This is a genomic window from Dactylosporangium sp. NPDC000555, assembly GCF_040300025.1.
In the GTDB taxonomy this organism is placed as follows: domain Bacteria; phylum Actinomycetota; class Actinomycetes; order Mycobacteriales; family Micromonosporaceae; genus Dactylosporangium.
Window position 1 is genome coordinate 30,663 of record NZ_JBEPDB010000045.1, and the last position, 18,553, is coordinate 49,215.

At 71.0% G+C, this 18,553-nt stretch carries 19 protein-coding genes; 13 read left to right on the forward strand and 6 right to left on the reverse strand.

Features of this window, described 5'->3' with window-relative positions:
* Positions 1-50: 50 nt before the first annotated feature.
* From ABT297_RS24995 to ABT297_RS25020, 6 genes are all read right to left on the reverse strand, one after another.
* Positions 51-440, reverse strand: a complete 390-nt coding sequence (locus ABT297_RS24995) for a hypothetical protein (RefSeq protein WP_350553777.1) — start codon at positions 438-440, stop codon at positions 51-53.
* Positions 437-1,036, reverse strand: coding sequence for an RNA polymerase sigma factor (locus ABT297_RS25000; RefSeq protein WP_350553779.1), 600 nt, complete (start codon positions 1,034-1,036; stop codon positions 437-439). Before ABT297_RS25000 ends, ABT297_RS24995 begins: the two co-directional genes overlap by 4 nt.
* Before the next feature lie 117 nt (positions 1,037-1,153).
* On the reverse strand, positions 1,154-1,468 hold the full coding sequence (locus ABT297_RS25005; protein WP_350553781.1) for a hypothetical protein: 315 nt from the start codon (positions 1,466-1,468) through the stop codon (positions 1,154-1,156).
* Positions 1,469-1,534: 66 nt separating this feature from the next.
* Positions 1,535-1,996 (reverse strand): hypothetical protein, encoded by a 462-nt coding sequence (locus ABT297_RS25010; RefSeq protein ID WP_350553783.1) that lies wholly within the window; start codon positions 1,994-1,996, stop codon positions 1,535-1,537.
* Between the two features lie 692 nt (positions 1,997-2,688).
* Positions 2,689-3,531: a TRM11 family SAM-dependent methyltransferase gene (locus ABT297_RS25015; protein ID WP_350553785.1), complete on the reverse strand. Its 843-nt coding sequence runs from the start codon at positions 3,529-3,531 to the stop codon at positions 2,689-2,691.
* Entirely contained in the window at positions 3,524-4,102 is a 579-nt protein-coding gene (locus ABT297_RS25020; protein WP_350553787.1) for a protein-tyrosine phosphatase family protein, read from the reverse strand. Before ABT297_RS25020 ends, ABT297_RS25015 begins: the two co-directional genes overlap by 8 nt.
* 267 nt (positions 4,103-4,369) lie before the next feature.
* Here ABT297_RS25020 and ABT297_RS25025 point away from each other — a divergent pair, with 267 nt between their 5' ends.
* From ABT297_RS25025 to ABT297_RS25085, 13 genes are all read left to right on the forward strand, one after another.
* Positions 4,370-5,146: a hypothetical protein gene (locus tag ABT297_RS25025; protein ID WP_350553789.1), complete on the forward strand. Its 777-nt coding sequence runs from the start codon at positions 4,370-4,372 to the stop codon at positions 5,144-5,146.
* 368 nt (positions 5,147-5,514) lie between these two features.
* On the forward strand, positions 5,515-5,811 hold the full coding sequence (locus ABT297_RS25030; RefSeq protein WP_350553791.1) for a pilin: 297 nt from the start codon (positions 5,515-5,517) through the stop codon (positions 5,809-5,811).
* An 11-nt stretch (positions 5,812-5,822) separates the two neighbouring features.
* A complete protein-coding gene (locus tag ABT297_RS25035) occupies positions 5,823-6,731 on the forward strand; it encodes a conjugal transfer protein TrbL family protein (protein WP_350553793.1) in 909 nt (302 codons plus the stop codon).
* Positions 6,728-7,618 carry a PrgI family protein gene (locus ABT297_RS25040; protein WP_350553795.1) on the forward strand — a complete coding sequence of 297 codons (891 nt, stop codon included), beginning with the start codon at positions 6,728-6,730 and terminating at the stop codon, positions 7,616-7,618. Before ABT297_RS25035 ends, ABT297_RS25040 begins: the two co-directional genes overlap by 4 nt.
* A 44-nt stretch (positions 7,619-7,662) precedes the next feature.
* Positions 7,663-9,366 carry a VirB4 family type IV secretion system protein gene (locus ABT297_RS25045; RefSeq protein WP_350553839.1) on the forward strand — a complete coding sequence of 568 codons (1,704 nt, stop codon included), beginning with the start codon at positions 7,663-7,665 and terminating at the stop codon, positions 9,364-9,366.
* Positions 9,363-11,825, forward strand: a complete 2,463-nt coding sequence (locus ABT297_RS25050; protein ID WP_350553797.1) for a type IV secretory system conjugative DNA transfer family protein — start codon at positions 9,363-9,365, stop codon at positions 11,823-11,825. The genes ABT297_RS25045 and ABT297_RS25050 overlap by 4 nt, the downstream gene beginning before the upstream one ends.
* A 216-nt stretch (positions 11,826-12,041) precedes the next feature.
* A complete protein-coding gene (locus ABT297_RS25055; protein WP_350553799.1) occupies positions 12,042-12,896 on the forward strand; it encodes a replication-relaxation family protein in 855 nt (284 codons plus the stop codon).
* A gap of 310 nt (positions 12,897-13,206) precedes the next feature.
* Positions 13,207-13,908, forward strand: a complete 702-nt coding sequence (locus ABT297_RS25060; RefSeq protein ID WP_350553801.1) for a hypothetical protein — start codon at positions 13,207-13,209, stop codon at positions 13,906-13,908.
* A gap of 88 nt (positions 13,909-13,996) precedes the next feature.
* Positions 13,997-14,956 carry a hypothetical protein gene (locus tag ABT297_RS25065; protein WP_350553803.1) on the forward strand — a complete coding sequence of 320 codons (960 nt, stop codon included), beginning with the start codon at positions 13,997-13,999 and terminating at the stop codon, positions 14,954-14,956.
* Positions 14,957-15,176: 220 nt separating this feature from the next.
* A complete protein-coding gene (locus ABT297_RS25070) occupies positions 15,177-16,481 on the forward strand; it encodes a MarR family transcriptional regulator (RefSeq protein ID WP_350553805.1) in 1,305 nt (434 codons plus the stop codon).
* A 78-nt stretch (positions 16,482-16,559) separates the two neighbouring features.
* Positions 16,560-17,549 (forward strand): DUF932 domain-containing protein, encoded by a 990-nt coding sequence (locus tag ABT297_RS25075; protein ID WP_350553807.1) that lies wholly within the window; start codon positions 16,560-16,562, stop codon positions 17,547-17,549.
* Positions 17,550-17,606: 57 nt separating this feature from the next.
* Positions 17,607-18,026 (forward strand): hypothetical protein, encoded by a 420-nt coding sequence (locus tag ABT297_RS25080; protein WP_350553809.1) that lies wholly within the window; start codon positions 17,607-17,609, stop codon positions 18,024-18,026.
* Entirely contained in the window at positions 18,023-18,469 is a 447-nt protein-coding gene (locus ABT297_RS25085; protein WP_350553811.1) for a hypothetical protein, read from the forward strand. Before ABT297_RS25080 ends, ABT297_RS25085 begins: the two co-directional genes overlap by 4 nt.
* The last annotated feature ends 84 nt before the right edge of the window (positions 18,470-18,553 follow it).

Genomic DNA, 18,553 nt, shown 5'->3' on the forward strand with positions numbered 1-18,553 from the left:
GTTTGTTGTGTTTCTGCCGCCGTGTGAGGCGGCGTCCTCGAGGAACGGGGTCAGCGGGCCGTGGCCGGCGTGGTCGTGCCGTCGAGGCTGTCGGCCGCCCCGACTCGGGCGGGATACCGCCCGGCGCTGACCCACCTGCCGTTGGGGGTTTGATGGGGCTCGTCGGTGCGGGACCGTCGGCCCAGGAGCTGGCTCGGCTCTTGCGGGCTGCAGGTGGGCCGGTACTGGTAGTCCTCGGAGACGACGGTGACGTAGTCGACATCGGAGGCGTAGGGGACGTAGCTGCCGTGTAGGACGGTGCCGCCGAGCCGGTCGCAGCAGGCGACGGACACCGGGTACCAGCCGTTCACGGCGAGGGTGACGCGGTGGCCGCAGGTCAGCGCCAGCTCGAACACGCACAGCCGGTGCAGCTCCTGGCCGTTGGTCACTGGGCCGGTCATGAGGTCACCGCAGCGGTGGTGAAGGTGGCGCGCATGCTGCGCAGGGCGCGTCGTTCCAGGCACCGGACCGCCTCGGGACTGCGATCCATGAGGCGGGCTGCCGCGTCGCGGGGGTAGCCGTCGAGGTAGCGCAGTTGGATCGCGCGGCGTTCGGCGGCGGTAAGCCGGGCCATGGCGTGCACGAACGTGATGTGTCCGGGTCGTTCGGGCGGGTCGGCGACCAGCGGGGGCGCGGTGTCGCGGGCGGCGTGGTCGCGCACGGTGTATGCGGCGCGGGTGTAGCGGCGGCGCGACCAGTCGTGGCGGATACACGCCTTCGCGGCCTGGATGATGAACCAGCCGCGGACGTCGAGCAGCGCCGTGGACAGCTCGGCCAAGGCGCTGGCGAAGGCTTCCTGGACAAGGTCCGGGATCGCGTCGCGGTCGCGGTCGCGCATGCGGACGGTGACGTAGCGGGTGACCGGCTCGTGGTAGGCCCGGTAGAGCTCGGCGAAGGCGTCACGGTCGCCGAGCTGGGCGCGGTGCAGCAGGGCGAGGACCTGCGGGGTGACTTCTGGGCGTCGGCGGCGTGCGCCGCTGGAGCTGTTGCCGTGCATGGGATTCCTCCTCTAGGCGTGCGAGGGAATCCGGGCGCGGCTGTCGGCCGTGCCCGGAGGTGCGCGTGTTCGCGCGGTCGGCCGGGCGACGGCCGGAATCGGTGGTGCGTGGTGTGGCTACGGCATTCGCGGAGCGGGTTGCGGTTGGGCCGCTGCCGTTTGTCGGAGCGGCGGGTGGGCGGCCTTGTCGGCGCGCAGCTGGTCGGCGAGCCCGTCCGGGATGTCGGCGTACGGCGCGACGGCCGCGAGCACATCCGTGGGGTCGGCGATGTCGCCGCGCAGCTGGACGCGGTCGGGCTTGTTGTCCGGGTCGGTCACCGGGTCCCAGTCGAAGTCGACGACGGTGGCGAAGTACGCGCAGTGAGGGGTCCAGCCGACCTGGATCGTGTATCGCTCGCTGCCGGGTTTCGGGGTCAGGGTGTAGAGGCTCATGGCGTCTCCTGGACGTGATGGAGGCGCGCGTCCGTCGCTGGACCGCGCGCCTCGGGATGGGTTGGGTTACCTGCTCAGCCCGTGCAGGGTCAGATGCGCCTCTTTGAGGTGTCCGGCGGCCAGCTCTCCGTTCGCGCCGGCGGTGCTGAGGCTGTTGGTGAGGGCTTGCACGGCCGCGGCGGGCGCGGTGTCGAGAGCGCGGACGTTCCGCCCGTCAATGCGCTCGGCGGCGCGCTGGATGGTTTGGGCGAGGTGGGCCAGGATGAGGTTGAGGCCGCACACCAGCCTGGCCAGTTCCGTCCGGTCGTACTGGTTGGCGGCGTGGGTGATGGTGTCGCCGAGGTGCTCGACGGCGAGCAGGATCACGTGCGTCGCGGCGACGGTCCGCGCGGGGCTGAACCCGGCTTCGTCGTGGAACAGGCGGGCGGCGTCGCCGATGAGGTCACGGCTGTCGTTGTCCAGGCGCGGGGCGTCGGGCAGGAGGCCGAACCAGTCGGCGTCAGTGAGGTACCAGGCGGGTGTGAGCATGCTGTCCTCCCATGGACATGCAGCAAGGCGGCCACCGGTTGGTGGCCGCCTGCGGGGATGGAGGTATCGCGCCCCGTGATCGCGTGGGTGCGAGGGGCGTGTGTATGGGTGCGCTGGGCTGATGTTGGCGGCGGCGGCCGACCGGAGAGGTGGGCGCGATGCCGTCGCGGGGCGTCAGGTCAGCAGCACATGGGAAAGAAGGAGAACCTTCAGGCTAGCCGTGCTGCGACGCCCGGAACCTGACCTGTCAGGTTCGGTGGCCTGGCGGGACCTGACAGGCAGCTCGCGGCGATTCTGACAACGCCGTCTCGAAGCGGCGGTGGCGGCTGCGGGACTGGGGCGGGACTGCCTGGCCGCGCCGCCAACCGGTACCGCTGTCAGGTCCCGCTACCCGGTTGAGCAGCAGGACCTGACAGCGGGACTCGTCCCGCAGACGTCCAGGTCTCCCCGGGGGCGTCTGAGGGACGGCGTGCGCTCGATCACCGTCGCGGGACTCGCACCCCGGACCGTGCGCCTGACAGGTCGGCCGAATCTGGCGGACGCGGGACCGGCCACGGCTGGGGCGTCGCGACCCGAACGACACCGCGCTCAGCAGCAGACGGGCACAGCCGCCAGTAGGGTCGCTGAGCTGCGGATTTCTGTCAGAGGGCGGGTGGGATCGCTCGCATCCGCCCTCCGGCGGCTGCTGCCATCTAGCAGCGGCGCAGCACCAGCACATCCTCGTGGGCCACGAGGTGTACCGGTACGCCTTCGGCGCGGGCGCGACGGACCGCCATCAGCCCGAACATGCTGGCCCGGTGCACGATCTGTCCGTCGCGGACGGCCGCGAGCATCGCGGCGCACCGCTCCACCGGGACCAGGCCCACCGACTGTGCGACGGCGAGCAGCTCGCCGGGCAGGTCGATCAGGTCGTCCCGCTGGCGGCGTACGGGACGGCAGGTGATGACCACGGTCCCGCCGGGACGCAGCAGCTGATAGCTGGCGGCGAGGATCTCGGTGAAGCCGTCGAGCAAGCGGGACCATCCCGCGTAGGCGAGGTTGCCGTGCTCCCGGTCCCCATAGAGGTGGTCCCGCTTGCGTACCCCGGTACTCGTTGCCTGGACCAGCCCGTGAGTCCCGCGCCCGTACGGCGGCGAGGTGAGCACGAGCGCGACCTTGCCGACCGCGGACGCGGGTGCCAGATCGAGGAGTCGGGTGGCGTCGCCGGTGAGGACCTTCGCCGTGCCGGCGGCGGCTTGCGTCGTAGCCAGCGCCACATTGGCGGCGGCCAAGGCGGTGAACCGCGGTTCGATGTCCACGCCGAGCCCTTGCCGGCCGAGGTGCATGGCCTCGACCAGCGTGGTGCCCGACCCGCACATCGGATCGAGGACCAGGTCCCCCGGTGCGGTGTAGGAGCTGATGGCTTTGGCCGCCAGGTTCGGCAGCATCTTGCCCGGGTGGCTGGACGACTCCGGCACGTAGCGGCCCCGGCGCTGGTCGCGGGACGCTTGTTGGCAGGTCAGCCACACTGAGGTGACCGGCAGGGCCTCAGCCATCGGCGCCTGCCGAATCGGTCGCGCTGCGGGTCATGATCAGCACATCGGTGTGGATGTCGAGACTGGTGGCCTGGCCGCGCTGCGGCGGCTGGTCGGCCGCCACGATGTGTTGCAGGTAGGCCATGCCCGCCTGCTTCGCGGCGATGACCACGTCGACCGGCAAGACCGGGTCGCCGTGGGCCAGGAGCACCGCGACGCAGCCGCCGGGCAGGAGGTTGGCGCGGCACCGGGTGAAGAACTCGGCCGGCGTGCCGGCGCCGGCGTCGAGGGGCCAGCCGGTGACGATCAGCGCCGCCGCCTCCTTGCCCCAGCCGACCAGGCGGGCTGCCTGCAGGTGACTGCGACGGCTGGCGGCGATGATGGCTCGGGCCAGCTGCGGCCCGTCGGTGAGGTCGATGACCAGGTGGGTCGGGTGGGTGAGGTTGTGCACGAGGCGCACGCCCATGCCGTTGGACATGGTCTCGCCCTGACGCGGTGCGGGCACCGCCCAGACGGTGATCGGCACGGGCGGGTCGCCGGGCACCACGTCGCCCACGGGGACGGGTGCGCTGGAATGGGTGTGGTTGGTCATGGGCACGTGGCCCCCGGACCGGCGGGCGTACTGACGATGCACAGTGCGCGGCTGTCAGGCCGATCGAACCCGCCCCCGTCCTGACAGATCCGGTCAGCCCTACCCGTCGGGCAGCCATGCCGGGACGGTCTGGCGGTGCCGAACCCTGACACGACCTGGCATGACCTGCCGAGGTCCAACAACCGCTTGTGGTGTCAGGTCGCGATGTCCCAATCGAGATCACCGGGGCCTCCGCACGGAGGAGGTCCTGCTCGAAGGGACTTCACCATGGCGAACACTGCGAGACCGAGCGGCACCACCACGGCGCTGACCATCGCCGAGATGGCGTTCGAGTTGCTGACGTGCGAACCGGCTCCGCTGGTATTCGACGCCCGCCCGGTGCCGGGGCTGCCGGACCGGACGATGCCGTTGAACGAGCTGCGCAAGCTGGTGCTGTTCGAGCGCTACGACAGCGACACCACCGACGCGCTCTGGCGGCAGCTGGCCCACCACGCCCGCGATTGGGGGCCGGCATGGGTCGTCGGCGCGATCGGCGTGGCGCTCCCCGCCCTCACCCACCTCGCGGCCAAGGTCAGCCGAGGCAACGCCCGGCATGCCGACGACGTCGACTCCGAAGTCCTGGCCGGGTTCCTCCACGGCCTGCGCACCGCGGACCTGGAGCCACCCCGGCTGTGGCTGCGGCTGTGCTGGGCGGCGTGGCGGGCCGGGGTCAGCGTCGTGAAGGGCACGGACACCGAGGAACTGCCGCTCGACCTCACCAGCGGCTCCCGGCTGCCGTCGCTGCCCTACGGGCACCCGGACCTGTTGCTCGGCCGGGCCGCTGCCGCCGGCGTCATCTCGGCCGAGGCCGCCGAGCTGATCAGCGCGACCCGGTTCGGTGACGGGCTGATCGAGCAGCTGGCAGCCGAGCAGGGCGTGACCGCATCGTCGTTGCGGATGCGCCGCCGACGCGCCGAACGCGCCGTCGCCGCCGCCGTCCAGCGTGGCGATCTGGCCGGACCGGCCCGCGCCACCGCGCGCCGCACCACGGCCATGGCGGCATAGCTCGGCCCGTTTCCCCACTCCTGAAGGCCGTCCCGGCACCCGCCCGGGGCGGCCTTCGCCGTATCCGGTGCCCGCTCCCGTTGTCTGCCGCATCCAGCACCACCGGACTGACCGGTGCTGTCAGGCCGTGACAGACGCAGGCGGAGTTCATCTCGCCTGACAGCCGAGATCTGGGCGGTGCATGTCATCCACGGCATGCCCGCCCGGTGGGACACACCCGGCGAGGCCAGGTCCGGCACGACAGGCGCGGCGTACTGACACCCGCGATCCCTTCGCAAATACCGCAAGGGAGGAGCGCCCCCACCGGACCTACCCGACCTTCGCCGGTCCCCGCCGCGGCGGCCCCACATCCCTTGTGGAGCGCCGCAATGCACACGACTCTCTCCGTCCTGGCCGACCTCGCCGCTGCCGCACCGCAGCCGCTGGCGGCTCCGAAGTCCCTCCCGGACGTCATCTCCGGCATCACCGGCTGGGTGATGGGCATCATCGCGGTCGTCGCGACGATGTTCCTGGTCATCGGCGGCCTGCGGTACATGGCCGCTGGAGGCGACCCGGCCCAGGTCGAACAGGCCAAGGGCAACTTCAAGTCCGCGCTCATCGGCTACGCGCTCGCGGTCCTGTCCCCGGTTGTCCTGCAGGTGTTGCAGGGCATCCTCGGCGGCTGAGGTCACCCGCCATGATCGACTGGCTGATGAACGGGCTGGTCGGCTGGCTCGCCGATCGGCTGCAAGACCTGCTCGGCGGGCTGCTGGCCTTCCTTACCTCCAGCATCTTCCTGTCGCCGGACGTCACCGTCCTGCCGCAGGTGGCCACGATCGCGGGCAAAGCCACGCTGGTCGTCAACGCCTGCTACATCCTGGCGATCCTCGCCGCGGGCATCGCCACGATGGTCGGCGGCTCCGTCGAGATGCGGTACGGCATCAAAGACCTCGTGCCCCGGCTGGTCGTCGGCGCGGTCCTGTCGAACTTCGCCGTACCGCTGTGCCGCGTGCTCATCGAGATCGCCAACAGCCTGACGGTGTCGATGGTCGGCACCGCCGCGCCGACCACGGAAGCAGCCGACATGGCGCGGACCCGCGTCATGGCCGCGATCAGCGACGAGAACAACGCGGTGCTCGCCCTGATCATCGGCCTGCTGATCGTCTGGCTGATGTTCACCCTCGTCACCGGCTGGATCGTGCGGGTCGGTGTCCTGGTGATCCTGGCCGGGCTCGCCCCCGCCGCGATGGCCTGCTACTGCACGCCGTGGACGCAGGGTGCGGCGCAGCTGTGGTGGCGAAGCCTGCTGGGCTGCCTCGGTACCGCGACCTTGCAGGCCGTCGCGTTCTCCACCGGCATCCAGCTGATCACCGATCCGGGGGCCAACCTGCCCACGCTGCTCCTGCTGCCCGGCTCGGACGTGATGAATCTGCTGCTCATGGTCGTGCTGCTGTGGGCCACGATCAAGATCCCCGGCATGATGCGGAGGTTCGCGACCCGGCAGGGCCAGACGACGAACGTCGCGGGGATCATTCTGCGGTCGGTGCTCATCCAGAGAGTCACCAGCCGCGTGCCGTTCGGCCGGGTCGTGCGAGGTCGGCGATGACCAACGACGACAGCACACCTCGCGCCGTGGTCCCGGCCGACGTCAACGAGCCTGACCGCATCGCGTTCGGGCTCACGTTCCGGCAGCTCGGCATCATCGGTGGCGTCGGCCTCGGCGGGTTCGGCATCTACCGCACCTTCGGGCACCTGCTGCCGCCGGTCGCCTGGCTCGTCGCCGGGATCATCGTGTTCTGTATCGCCGTCGTGGTGGCGCTCGGCCGCCGTGACGGCCTGCCGCTGGATGTGTGGCTCCGGCACGGTTTCGCGCTGTCCCGCAGCTCGCGCACCCTCACGCCCGGTGCGGCTCGGGCCACCTCGGTCGCGGTGATGGCCGGCAAGCCGAGTGTTCCGGCGCCGCTGCGCTCGCCGGTCACGACCGTCAGCTCGACGGGAGTGCTGACCAGCGAAGGCGGCAAGAAGGTGCTCATCGCCTGCGGCACCACCAACATCCACTTGCGTACGGGCGGCGAGCAGGGCGCGCTGCTGGACGGGTTCGGCCGGTTCCTCAACTCGCTGACCGGTCCGGCGCAGATCGTCGTCGCCGCGCAGCGGCACGACCTGACCGCCCACGCGCAGGCGATCGTCGACAACGCGCCGCGCCTGCCGCACCCGGCGCTGCAGGCCGCCGCCGACGACTACGCCGAGTTCCTCCTCGACCTGGACACCGAGCGCGACCCGTTGCGACGGCAGGTCCTTGCGGTCGTCACCGGCGAGCACGTCGCCGACACCGCGGTCCGCGCCCTGTCCGGGCTCGGCGTCGAGGCCACGGCCCTGGACGGGCCGGCGGTCGCCTCGGCGCTGGCCAACGCGGTCGATCCCTTCTCCCCGGCGGTGCCCGGCCCGCGAGCGGTGCCCGGTGCCCCGATCACCCTACGGAGCCCAACGTGAACCTGTTGAGAACCAGAAAGAAGAGTGTCGCGGCGGGGGAGGGGATGCCCTCTCCGGCCGCTTTGTCGGTCACGCCGTGGCACGTTCAGGTCGGCGACGGGTACGCCGCCACCTACGCCGTGTGCGGGTACCCCGCCGAAGTCGGCCCGGCGTGGCTGGACCCGCTGCTGTCCTACCCGGGCCGCGTGGACGTCGCCGTGCACCTGGACCCGGTTGCCCCGCAGCTGGCCGCGCCGATGCTCAAGCGGCAGCGGGCCCGCCTCGAATCATCCCGGCGGCTCGACGCCGACCAGGGCCGGTTGGGTGATCCGATGGTTGACGCGGCGGCGGCCGATGCCGCCGACCTCGCCGAGCGCGTCGCCAGGGGCGCGGCGAAGCTGTTCGACACGGGCATCTACGTCACCGTCCACGGACGCGACCTCGAGGAGCTGCGCACCGTCACCGCGGGCGTGAAGTCCGCCGCGGCCAGCGTGCTGCTGGACCTGCAACCGGCGACGTTCCGCCATCAGCAGGGCTGGGTCTCCACCCTGCCGATCGGTGTGGATCCGCTGCGGATGCGCCGCATCCTGGACACCACCGCGCTGGCGGCGGCGTTCCCGCTCGCCTCGGCCGACCTCGCCGCCGCTGCCCCGGGCGTCGTCGCCCCGCCCGAGGGTGTGCTGTACGGGGTCAACACCACCTCCAACGGCGTCGTCATCTGGAACCGGTGGAGCCAGGACAACCACAACTCGGTCGTCTTGGCCAGGTCCGGGGCCGGCAAGAGCTACTTCGTCAAGTTGGAGGTCCTGCGCAACCTCTACCAGGGCACCGGCGTATCGGTCATCGACCCCGAGGACGAGTACGCGCCGCTGGCCGAGCACGTCGGCGGCACCGTCGTCCAGCTCGGTCAGCCAGGCGTCCGGGTCAACCCGCTCGACCTGCCCGACCACAACCGGGCCGACACGCTGACCCGGCGTGGCCTCTACCTGCACACGCTGATCGCGGTCATGCTCGGCGCGACACCGCCGCCGACCGAGAAAGCCGCCCTCGACCGGGCGATCACCGCCACCTACGCGGCGGCGGGGATCAACGGCGACCCGGCCACCTGGACCAAACCCGCGCCACTGCTACGGAACTTGGCCGACACCCTGGCCGCCGCCGACGACCCAGCCGCCGTGCAGCTCGCCGCCCGCCTGGCGCCGTGGACCCGGGGCAACTTCGCCAGCCTGTTCGACGGGCCGACCACCACCAAGCCGCGCGGACACCTCGTGGTCTGGTCGCTACGGCACCTGCCCGACGAGCTGCGCACGGTCGGAACGCTGCTCGCGCTCGACTCCATCTGGTCGGGCATCGACACTCCGCCCACCAGCACCCGCCGGCGGCGGCAGCTCGTCGTCGTCGACGAAGCCTGGCTGCTCATGCGCGACGGCGAGGGCGCACGGTTCTTGTTCCGGATGGCGAAGGCCGCCCGGAAGCGATCGGCAGGCCTGTGCGTGATCACCCAGGACGCCGCCGACGTGCTCTCGACCGACCTCGGCCGCGCCGTGGTGTCCAACGCCGCGACCCAGGTCCTGATGCGCCAGAGCACCCAGTCCATCGACGCGGTGTCCGAAGCGTTCGCCCTGACCGCCGGTGAGTCGCGGCTGCTGCTGTCGGCGCCGCGCGGCGAGGGCCTGCTCGTCGCGGGCCGCTCCCGCATCCCCTTCCGCAGCGTCGGGTCGGCGGCCGAGCACAAGATCGCCGTCACGGGGATCGGTGAGGTCGAATGACGACCACACCGTCCTGGCCCGGCGATGTCTGGCACTGGATCGCCGCACGGCCGTGGCTGGGGTTCATCGCCGCCGCCGCGATCGTGGGTGCCGTCTTCGGCCATGACCAGCTCCTCGCCTGGCGGCACAAGCGGTTCACGGCCGGGGCGCGGTGGCTGACCATCGCCGCTCCGCCCGAGGTCACGCCGGAATCGGCCGCCGCGTTCTGGACGACGCTCACCGGCGTCCTGACGCCCTCGGTGTGGCGGCGGCGTGTGTACGGCACGCCGCACGTGGCGTGGGAGTACACCTGGACCGGCCGCGCCCTGACAATCCGCGTCTGGGCGCCCGGCACCGTAGCGCCCGGCGCGATCGAGGCCGCCGTCCGCGCGGCCTGGCCCGCCGCGACCCTCACCACGGAGGAAGCCGCAGCGCCGATCCCGTTCACGGTGGGCGAACAGGTCGGCGGAGCGCACTGGCCGCAGCAGACCGACGTGCTGCCGCTGCGCACCGAGCACGACGCCGACCCGCTGCGGGCGCTGCTGGCCGCTGGAGCCGAAGTGCACCACCGTGAGCACGCCTGCGTGCAAGTCCTCGCCCGGCCTGCCTCCGCGCGGCGGGGACGGGCGGCCCGGCGGGCGGCGGCCAGCAGCCAGGCCCACGGGCGTCCGGACATGGCAGGCCATGCCGTGTCCGGCGCGGCACGGCTGGCCATCGAACCGGTGCTGTGGATGTTGGAGGTGTTCACGCCGGGCACATCCCGGACGCGCACCACGGCGTCGGGCACAGCGGCACGCACGGCCGAGCGCGACCCGGTCGCGACCGCTGACGCCCGGACGCTGGTCGACAAGGCGGTCAAGGTGCCGCACTTCGAGATCGCCGTCCGGTTCGCGGTCGCGGCCACCGCCGACAAGCACCCGCCGGACGCCGAACGGGCCAGACAGATCCGCGAGCGGCTCGTCGGGCTCGGGCACACGATCGCCTCCGCTGCCGCCGCATACACCGGCCCGAACCGGCTGCGGCGCATGAAGATGCCCGCACCGGTCGCCACCGTGGCCGGGCGCAGGCTGCGACGCGGGTTCCTGGCCACCGTGCCGGAGCTCGCGGCCCTCGCGGCGCTGCCGCAGGACCTCGCCGTGCCAGGCCTCGACCGGGCCCGGGCCAAGGCGATGCCGGCGCCGGTGCACGTGCCCGCCGGCGGCAGGGGAGTGAAGGTGCTAGGCCGCTCGCAGATCGGCCACCACAGCGTGGGCCTCAACGTCACCGACGCCCGCCAGCACGTGCACGTCGTCGGCAAGACCGGTGTCGGCAAGTCCACGCTGCTGCTGAACATGATCCTCGGCGACATCAAAGCCGGGCGTGGCACGGTGGTCATCGATCCTCGCGGGGACCTGATCACCGACATCCTCGACCGGCTACCCGCGTCCCACGCGAAACGGATCGTGATCATCGATCCGGATCAGGAGAACCCGGGGTGCTTCAACCCGCTCGATGACCGGGGCGATCCGCACCTGGCGGTGGACAACCTGGTCGGGATCTTCGCGAAGATCTTCCAGGGCCAGTGGGGTCCGCGTATGGACGACACCATGCGCGTAGCGTGCCTGACGCTGATGCGGCACGCCAAGCCGACGTTGAGCCTGGTCCCGTCGCTGTTGCAGGATCGGGAGTTCCGGGCCAGGTTCACCCACGGCCTGGACGACCCGGACGGGCTCGGCGGGTTCTGGCTCTGGTACGACGGCATCAACGAGCAGTTCCGCGGCCAGGTCATCGCCCCGGTGCTGGCGAGGCTGCGGGCGTTCCTGCTCAGGGACTTCGTCAAGAGCGTGATCGGCAACGCGCACAGCTCGTTCGACATGGGCAAGATCCTCAACGGCGGTGTGCTGCTGTGCCGACTGCCGAAAGGCATCCTCGGCGAGGAGACCAGCCGCATCCTCGGCTCGCTGATCGTCGCCCAGGTCTGGCAGGCCGCCATCGCACGGGCGAACATCCCCGAGGACCAGCGCAAAGACGCCACGTTGTACGTGGATGAGTGCCAGAACTTCCTGACGCTGCCCGGCAGCGTCGGGGACATGCTGGCCGAGGCCCGAGGGTTCCGGCTCGGGCTCGTCCTGGCGCACCAGGACCTGGCGCAGCTGCCGAAGGACGTCGCCGCGGCGGTGTCGGCCAACGCGCGCAGCAAGCTCTACTTCAACGTCGACCCGGCCGACGCGCGGGAGCTGTCCCGGCACACCAAACCCGAGCTTGACGAGCACGACCTCGCCCATCTCGACATCTACACCGCCGCCGCCCGGCTGCTGGTCGGCAACCGGGAGCTGCCCAGCTTCACCTTCGTCACCAACCCACCGGTCCCGGTCGTCGGTGAGGCCACCGCGATCCGGATGGAATGCGCCGCAGCGCACACCACCGACACCACCGAGCCGCCGATGCAGCAGCTGGCCCGCACGGCGATGAAACGGCGAATGGCCGAACGCGAACGCTGACCGGCCACCTCCTCCGGCCGCCTCGTGCGAGACCTCGGCCGGGTACAGCATCGGGGGCTCGTCTGGGGGTGTCTGCGACACGAGACCTCAGACGAGCCCCGCCCGCTGCACTGTCAGGTCCCTGAGCTGCGCAGACCCGGCCCATCAGCGGACCACATCAAGATCAACCTATCCAGACTCCCTACCGGGACTCTCTCTCCAGGGGTGAACCCACCTATGCCGCAATCGCGTGCTGCCGGCCTGCTGGCCATCTATCCCCACATCACCAGCCGTGACCGTCACCTGCTCCAACTCCTCGACGACCACCAAGTCCTCACCACCGACCAGATCCACCGCCTGTTGTTCTCCGCCCGCCGCACCTGCCAGATCCGCCTCGGCGAGCTTCGAGCCCTGGGCCTGCTGGACCGGTTCCGGTTCTCCCGCGACGGCGGCGGCAGCCAGCCATGGCACTGGGTGCTCGGCCACAACGGACACCGGTTCCAGGCCGCCGCCCACGACCGGGCCGAGCCCACCAGCCGGTCGAGTCGCCAGCTCGTGCAGCGCCTGTCGGCCAACCCGAACCTGACACACCTGCTCACGGCCAACGAGTTCTTCGTCCGGCTGACCACCTTCTCCCGGCGCCGCGCCGAGACGCGGCTGGATCGGTGGTGGTCGGAGACGACCACCACCAAGCAGTACCGGACCGTCACCGCCGACGGACACGGGCTGTGGAGTGCCAGCGGCACCACCGTGGGGTTCTTCCTGGAGGCCGACACCGGCAGCGAACCGCTCGGGCGGGTGGTCGCCAAGCTCGACCGGTACGCCGCGCTGATCCGCCGCAGCGGCCCCCGGTACCCGGTGCTGTTCTGGCTCCGCAGCCACCAGCGCGAAGAACACCTCCACGAGCTCCTACGCGGCCGGCGCGGCGACGTCCCGACCGCGACCGCGACCCACGACGCCGAACCGGCCGCAGCGGTCTGGCTTCCCGCGGCCAGCACCCGCCGAATCCGGCTCGTGGAACTGCCCAGCGATCACGGTCAGCCGGTGGCAGACAACCCGAACTACGACGACGACGGCGTCTTCGTCCTCTGACAGAACCTGGCAGCCGCCCGGCGATTCCTGTCAGTGCAGGTCAAGGGCATGATCGCGGTTCCTGACAGAGGTGGCGGTGTCAGGTCGCGAAGCTACGGTGCAGCTTCTTCTCTTTCTTTTCGCTCGCACCGCCGCCCGTCTGTCCCCCCGGACCTGCCTCGCGCCGACTCGATCACCCATCGCCCACCTCCCGGTCGGCTCGTGATCCACGCCCGCGCCTGCACGGCAGCCTCCCCGGCCCAGACGCCGCGATCCGGTGGCACCACCAGCAACCCCCAATGCCCACTCCTCTCGATCGGAGCACCCCACCATGCCCACCAACACGCCGCTCGCCAACCAGATCGTCACCGTCTGCTTCGACGCCAACGCCGACGCCGACTGGTTCGCCGCCAGCGAGAAGGTCAACGACCTCCTCCACGCCAACGGCACCCCGTCCCGCCGCTTCCACGTCCGCCACCGCGCCATCATCGGTTGGCTCTCCCGCTTCTTCGGCTACTACCTGCTCGACGCCGCCCGCAAGTTCGGCGCGATCACCCTGGCCGCCGGAGGCCGCAAAAGCCGCCTCGACCTGACCGGCACCGCCACCAAGGCCTCCCACCAAGCAAGCCAGCGCTGGCGTGCCTTCAACGCCCACATCGCCACCACCACCCGTCCGGCCCGCACCTGGGAGGACTTCCTCACACAGCACCACGCCGACCCCGCCAAGGTCACCCTTGCCGAGGCTCGGCGCCGCTTCGAGCAGCAGCCGCGCATCCTCGCGATGCTCGCCTACGCCGACGGCCACACCTTCGACCCCTACGAGCTGGCCGCCTACCAGGCCGGAGAGGCCACCTACGCCGGTCTGCACTGGCGCATCGCCATCGTCGGCGACGCACTGATCACCACCGACGGACGCCTCCTCAAGCCCGCCAGCGACTCGATGGCCGACAAGTTCCGCTTCCTCAACGAAGGGTGCTCCTACCTGCGCAGCCTGCGCTCCAGCGCACGACTGTGCGCCATCACCATCGCCTAACCGGCAACCACCTGAACACCGAGGACCGGTCGCAGCCCAGCTGCGACCGGCCTTCGCCATGCCCGCCCCGCAACGCGAAGGAGGAACTGTGCTGCACCTCGACACGATCGGCCGCTGGGTCGCCAGCGCCACCGGCCGCACCCTCGACCAGCACGCCACCGACCCCGTTCCCGCCGCCGCCCACCTACCCGAAGCCGCGCACACCCTGCGCGGTGCCCGTGCCGAGCTGCTGCTCGCCGTCGACCGGCTGCGGACCCTGCTCATCAACGAGGAAGACCTGACCGGCTCGGCCGGCGTATTCGCCGGCCAGCTCACCACCGTCAACGAGCGTGCCGCTGCATACCGGCACGCCCGTAACTGGGTCGACCTGCTGATCGACGATCAGGCCCGCACCGAGTACGCCGACGCGAACCCGGCCCGGCCGCTGCGGCGGCGCTACGTCAACCCCGGCGACACCGTCCTCGTCGTGCTGCCCCACACCGACTCCTGTCGCGCCCGGCACCTCGCCGGACGTACCGCCCGCATCCGGGTCGGCGAATCCGACGCCGAGCTGAACCTGCCGGGCGGCGGCAAGCAGGTGCGGGTGCCGCACACCGACGCCGGGATCTACCGCGACCCGGCCGAAGGCGGGATCTACGTCCTACAGCCCACCGACGACGCACCCATCCAGGACGACACCAGGGCCGGGCGCGTCGCGGAGGCATTGCTCACCGAGGCCATCGCCCGCATCCACCGCCGCTACCCGACCGCCGTCATGGCGTACCTCAACCATCCCCACCTCGGCGAGCTGGACGACGGCAACGACATCATCCTGTGGAACCTCACCTCCGCCGACGAGCAGCTGTGGCCCGACGAGGACGGCGAGGTCTTCCAGCGCACTGACGAACCTGGCGAGCGGTTCTGGCTCGACGACCGCGACGGCGATCCCTACGCCGAACTCGCCGAGATCAACCGCCTGCTCACCGCCGTGTACCGCGAGCGCGGAGCCGACCTGTTCGAGCCCGGCGAACTCGGCGGTGGCTGGGAACTGCGCCTCGACCGGCCGTAAGCACACAAGCCCACCACCCGACGAGCCGCATCGGCCACCGGCCGCTGACCTACCGGCGGCGGCGCCGCCATCCATGCCCCCGGGCGACAGCAGCCACATCAACGGCAGCGCATCGGCTCCATGTGCCTTGCCGTGTTCGCGGCTGCCCGCGACCCGGCGCGCCACAAGCCCGGCACCGCACGGTGCCGAGCTACCAACCAGTTCCCAAGGAGGGAACTCTATGGAACACCTGTCCCTGACGCCTGCCACGCAGGCGATCCTCGACGCCCTGACCGAACTCGGCCAGGGCAACGTCCACGAGCTGGCCGAGAAGTCCGGCAAGGCCCGGTCGACCTCCGACAAGGCAATCCGGACCCTGGCCGACGCCGGACTGATCGTCGCGGTGGACACCGACGCCGACCCGGCCGAAGGCACCCCCACCCGGTGGACGCTGGCGACCCCGGCCGATGCCATCGAGGCTCAGCCCGACTACCCGGCCGACGCCATCGACGCCGACCTCGGCGACGAGGACCCCGCCGGCGGTGACGAGTTCGCCGACGCCTACCCGGACGCGGACTTCCCGGCAGACCAGCCTGACGCCGTGGACGCCTCCGACGACGACGGCAGCCAGGAGTTGGCGGGCGCGCCCGTCGATGTCATCGACGCGAACGGCTCGGACGACCGGGACGCCGTGGACGACGGTGAGGACCAGGACGAGGCCGACGCCAACGACGCCGACCCGGACGACGGCGACACGGACGGCGACGCTGACGACACCGACGACGCGGAGGAGGAGGACGCGGGCGGGTCGCCGGTCGTCGTGCAGCCGAGTCGGCCGGGCGACCGCAAGGTTATGGCGATCAAGGCGGTCCTGGGTGACTGCGGCGACGACGGCGCGACCCTCAACGTGATCGTCCAGGAGAGCGGCATCGGGATCGCGACCGTCTCCCGGTTGCTGGTCGCGATGGGGCAGGCCGACGCCGCTCGCCGCCTGCCGCAGGAGGCGGGCAGCCGCACGCCGGAACGGTGGATCGCCGGGCCGACCAAGGCCAGCGAGGTCGACCCGAACCCGGCACCGCCGCGCTGCCCGTTGTGCTTCCAGGTCATCCGTGGCCTGGCGGACGCGCCGGGCGCCGCAACGGCGGTGCTGCCCCTGGTCCGGGCTGACGGCACGCTGCACGTCGTCGCCCCGGACGGAACCACCCACGTCGTCACCCTGCCCAAGCAGACGCCTCCGCGCCCGCAGGGCGTCACGACGACCGTGAGCCGCAGCAGCGACTCGACCGCCAACGGCGACGGCAGCCAGCCGTTCGGCCGCGGCGAGCTGGAGCGGCTGACGTTCGAGTACCTCGCTGCCCGTCCGGGTGAGGCGCTGACCCCGCAGGACATCGCGACCGGGATCGGCGCGGCGCTCGGCCGGACGGTCAGCTCGGGTGCGGTGCGCAACAACTGCACCAAGCTCGGCTCCGCCGGCCGCGTGGTCATGGTCTCCGACGCGCCGCTGAAGTTCGCCTTCCCGAAGGCGGACGACGCCGAGCAGTCCTGATCCAACAGCACAACCCATCCCTTGCGGGGGCCGAGCCGTCCGGCTCGGCCCCCGCGCCGTATTGAGAAGGAGAACCCCGTGGCACACGAACTCGAGACGTTCGCCGACGGCACCACCGCCTTCGCCAGCGCCCGGCTGTCGGCCTGGCACCAGCTCGGCACCGTCACTCAGACCACGATGAAGGCCGAAGAGATCATGGCCGCCGCCAAGCTCGGCGACTGGGGCGTGCGGACCATCCGCACGGTCGGCATCGACATCGTCAACGGCGTCGAGGTCCAGATCCCTGCCGACGACAAGCGCATGACCGTACGCCGCAACCCCGTCACCGGCCAGACCGAGTATCTGGGCGTGGTCGGCACCGACTACACCGTGGTCCAGAACGAGCAGTGCGCCGAGCTGCTGGACCGCCTCGTGGACCAGGTGGGCGGCGCCCACTTCGAGACGGCTGGCAGCCTCCGCAAGGGCAAGAGCGTGTTCGTGACCATGAAGCTGCCCGACGCGATGCAGATCGCCGGGGTGGACCGCATGGACCTTTACTTGATCGGCACGACCTCCCACGACGGCACCACCGCGCTGCGCGTGGACGCCAGCCCGATCCGCGTGGTGTGCGCCAACACCCAGCGCGCCGCCTTCGCCCACGCCGTCGGCCACTACACCTTCCGGCACACCAGCCAGGTCAACTCCCAGATCAGCCAGGCCCGCGAGGCACTGGGCCTGATGTGGAAGTACATGGGCGCGTTCGAGAAGGCCGCCGAGCGGATGCTCAACGAGCCGCTGACGACGCGCATGTTCGAGAACGTCGTCGGCCAGCTGTGGCCGGTCAAGGACAACGCGTCCGACATCACCAAGAACAACGCCAAGCAGCGCCTCGGCACCCTCAAGTACCTGATCCGCGAGGCCGACACCCAGAAGGCGATCCGAGGCACCCGGTGGGCCGGATACCAGGCCATCACCGAGTACCTCGACCACTACCAGCCCGCCAAGGACGACACCGCCCGCGCCAACCGGGTGCTGACCGGCAACGTCGGCGACCTCAAGCTGGCCGCCTTCGACCTGCTGACGGTCTGACCGTCGCCCGCACCGCGAGGCGCGGAAAACCGAGAACCGACAACCAAAGGACGACAGATGAAGCAGTACGTGATCGAAATCTACCGGAACAGTCACGCACCCCTTCCTTACGAGACCAACCACCAGCTCACCCTGACCTTCTCCTACTGGCTGTTGGCGCCGGGCGAAATGGCCCCCCGCGAAGCGGCGGACTTCGCTGCCGAGACGTTCTGCTCCGAGCTGGACGTCCTGGAGGACTACCGCGGGGACAGCGAGTACGGAGAGGAGAAGTTCCTCGCCGCCTGCACGTACCACCTGCTGGGCAACAGGAGGCCGACCATCGGCGACGTCTTCCACATCGCCGGCCCTGCGCTCGACGACCACCTGTGGTTGGCCCTCGAGAGGCGAGGCTGGCGAACCATCACGTCGCCAACCAATGTCGACGGCGAACCGTTGACCGCCGCCAAAGTGCTTCGCCACCTGGGCATTCAGCGGTGAGCATCGAACATGCCGACGGTCAGTGGTTCCACTTCGGACCATGGACGTTCTCCATCGACGCGGCCGAGGCGCTGATCGCCGCACGACCGTGCGGCACCCGGAGCATCGACGTTGCGACGTGGGCCAAAGCGTATGGCCTGACCCGCGTCGATGACCGCCACGAGCGCACGGTCAGCCTCATCGGCCCGGCCAGCGACGGCTTCGACCGCGTGTACGCCATGACCACCGATCTGGCCAAGCCCGTCATCGTCGCCCACGTGGCCATTAACGGCCAGACGCCCGCACCGCTGCTCATCGACGGGACACACCGCCTCTACCGGGCCTGGCGCGAAGGCGTCGCCCAGCTGCCCGCCTACCTGCTCACCGCCGACGAAACCCGCCAGGTCCAACACGATGCGCTCCTCGGACCGGGCCGCACCCGCATCACCCCGCCGCCGCACTGACGACGGCCGAACCACCTCGCACGCCTCGCACGCCCGCCCACAGTCGGCGGCCTGCGAGGCGTTTCTCATGTCCACCCCTCCAGG

Coding starts and splice junctions, on each gene's coding strand:
- ABT297_RS25080 (WP_350553809.1), top strand. CDS start 17,607: ATGAAGCAGTACGTGATCGAAATCTACCGGAACAGTCACGCACCCCTT.
- ABT297_RS24995 (WP_350553777.1), bottom strand. CDS start 440: ATGACCGGCCCAGTGACCAACGGCCAGGAGCTGCACCGGCTGTGCGTG.
- ABT297_RS25070 (WP_350553805.1), top strand. CDS start 15,177: ATGGAACACCTGTCCCTGACGCCTGCCACGCAGGCGATCCTCGACGCC.
- ABT297_RS25025 (WP_350553789.1), top strand. CDS start 4,370: ATGGCGAACACTGCGAGACCGAGCGGCACCACCACGGCGCTGACCATC.
- ABT297_RS25055 (WP_350553799.1), top strand. CDS start 12,042: ATGCCGCAATCGCGTGCTGCCGGCCTGCTGGCCATCTATCCCCACATC.
- ABT297_RS25015 (WP_350553785.1), bottom strand. CDS start 3,531: ATGGCTGAGGCCCTGCCGGTCACCTCAGTGTGGCTGACCTGCCAACAA.
- ABT297_RS25045 (WP_350553839.1), top strand. CDS start 7,663: ATGCCCTCTCCGGCCGCTTTGTCGGTCACGCCGTGGCACGTTCAGGTC.
- ABT297_RS25050 (WP_350553797.1), top strand. CDS start 9,363: ATGACGACCACACCGTCCTGGCCCGGCGATGTCTGGCACTGGATCGCC.
- ABT297_RS25020 (WP_350553787.1), bottom strand. CDS start 4,102: ATGACCAACCACACCCATTCCAGCGCACCCGTCCCCGTGGGCGACGTG.
- ABT297_RS25035 (WP_350553793.1), top strand. CDS start 5,823: ATGATCGACTGGCTGATGAACGGGCTGGTCGGCTGGCTCGCCGATCGG.
- ABT297_RS25030 (WP_350553791.1), top strand. CDS start 5,515: ATGCACACGACTCTCTCCGTCCTGGCCGACCTCGCCGCTGCCGCACCG.
- ABT297_RS25010 (WP_350553783.1), bottom strand. CDS start 1,996: ATGCTCACACCCGCCTGGTACCTCACTGACGCCGACTGGTTCGGCCTC.
- ABT297_RS25005 (WP_350553781.1), bottom strand. CDS start 1,468: ATGAGCCTCTACACCCTGACCCCGAAACCCGGCAGCGAGCGATACACG.
- ABT297_RS25060 (WP_350553801.1), top strand. CDS start 13,207: ATGCCCACCAACACGCCGCTCGCCAACCAGATCGTCACCGTCTGCTTC.
- ABT297_RS25000 (WP_350553779.1), bottom strand. CDS start 1,036: ATGCACGGCAACAGCTCCAGCGGCGCACGCCGCCGACGCCCAGAAGTC.
- ABT297_RS25040 (WP_350553795.1), top strand. CDS start 6,728: ATGACCAACGACGACAGCACACCTCGCGCCGTGGTCCCGGCCGACGTC.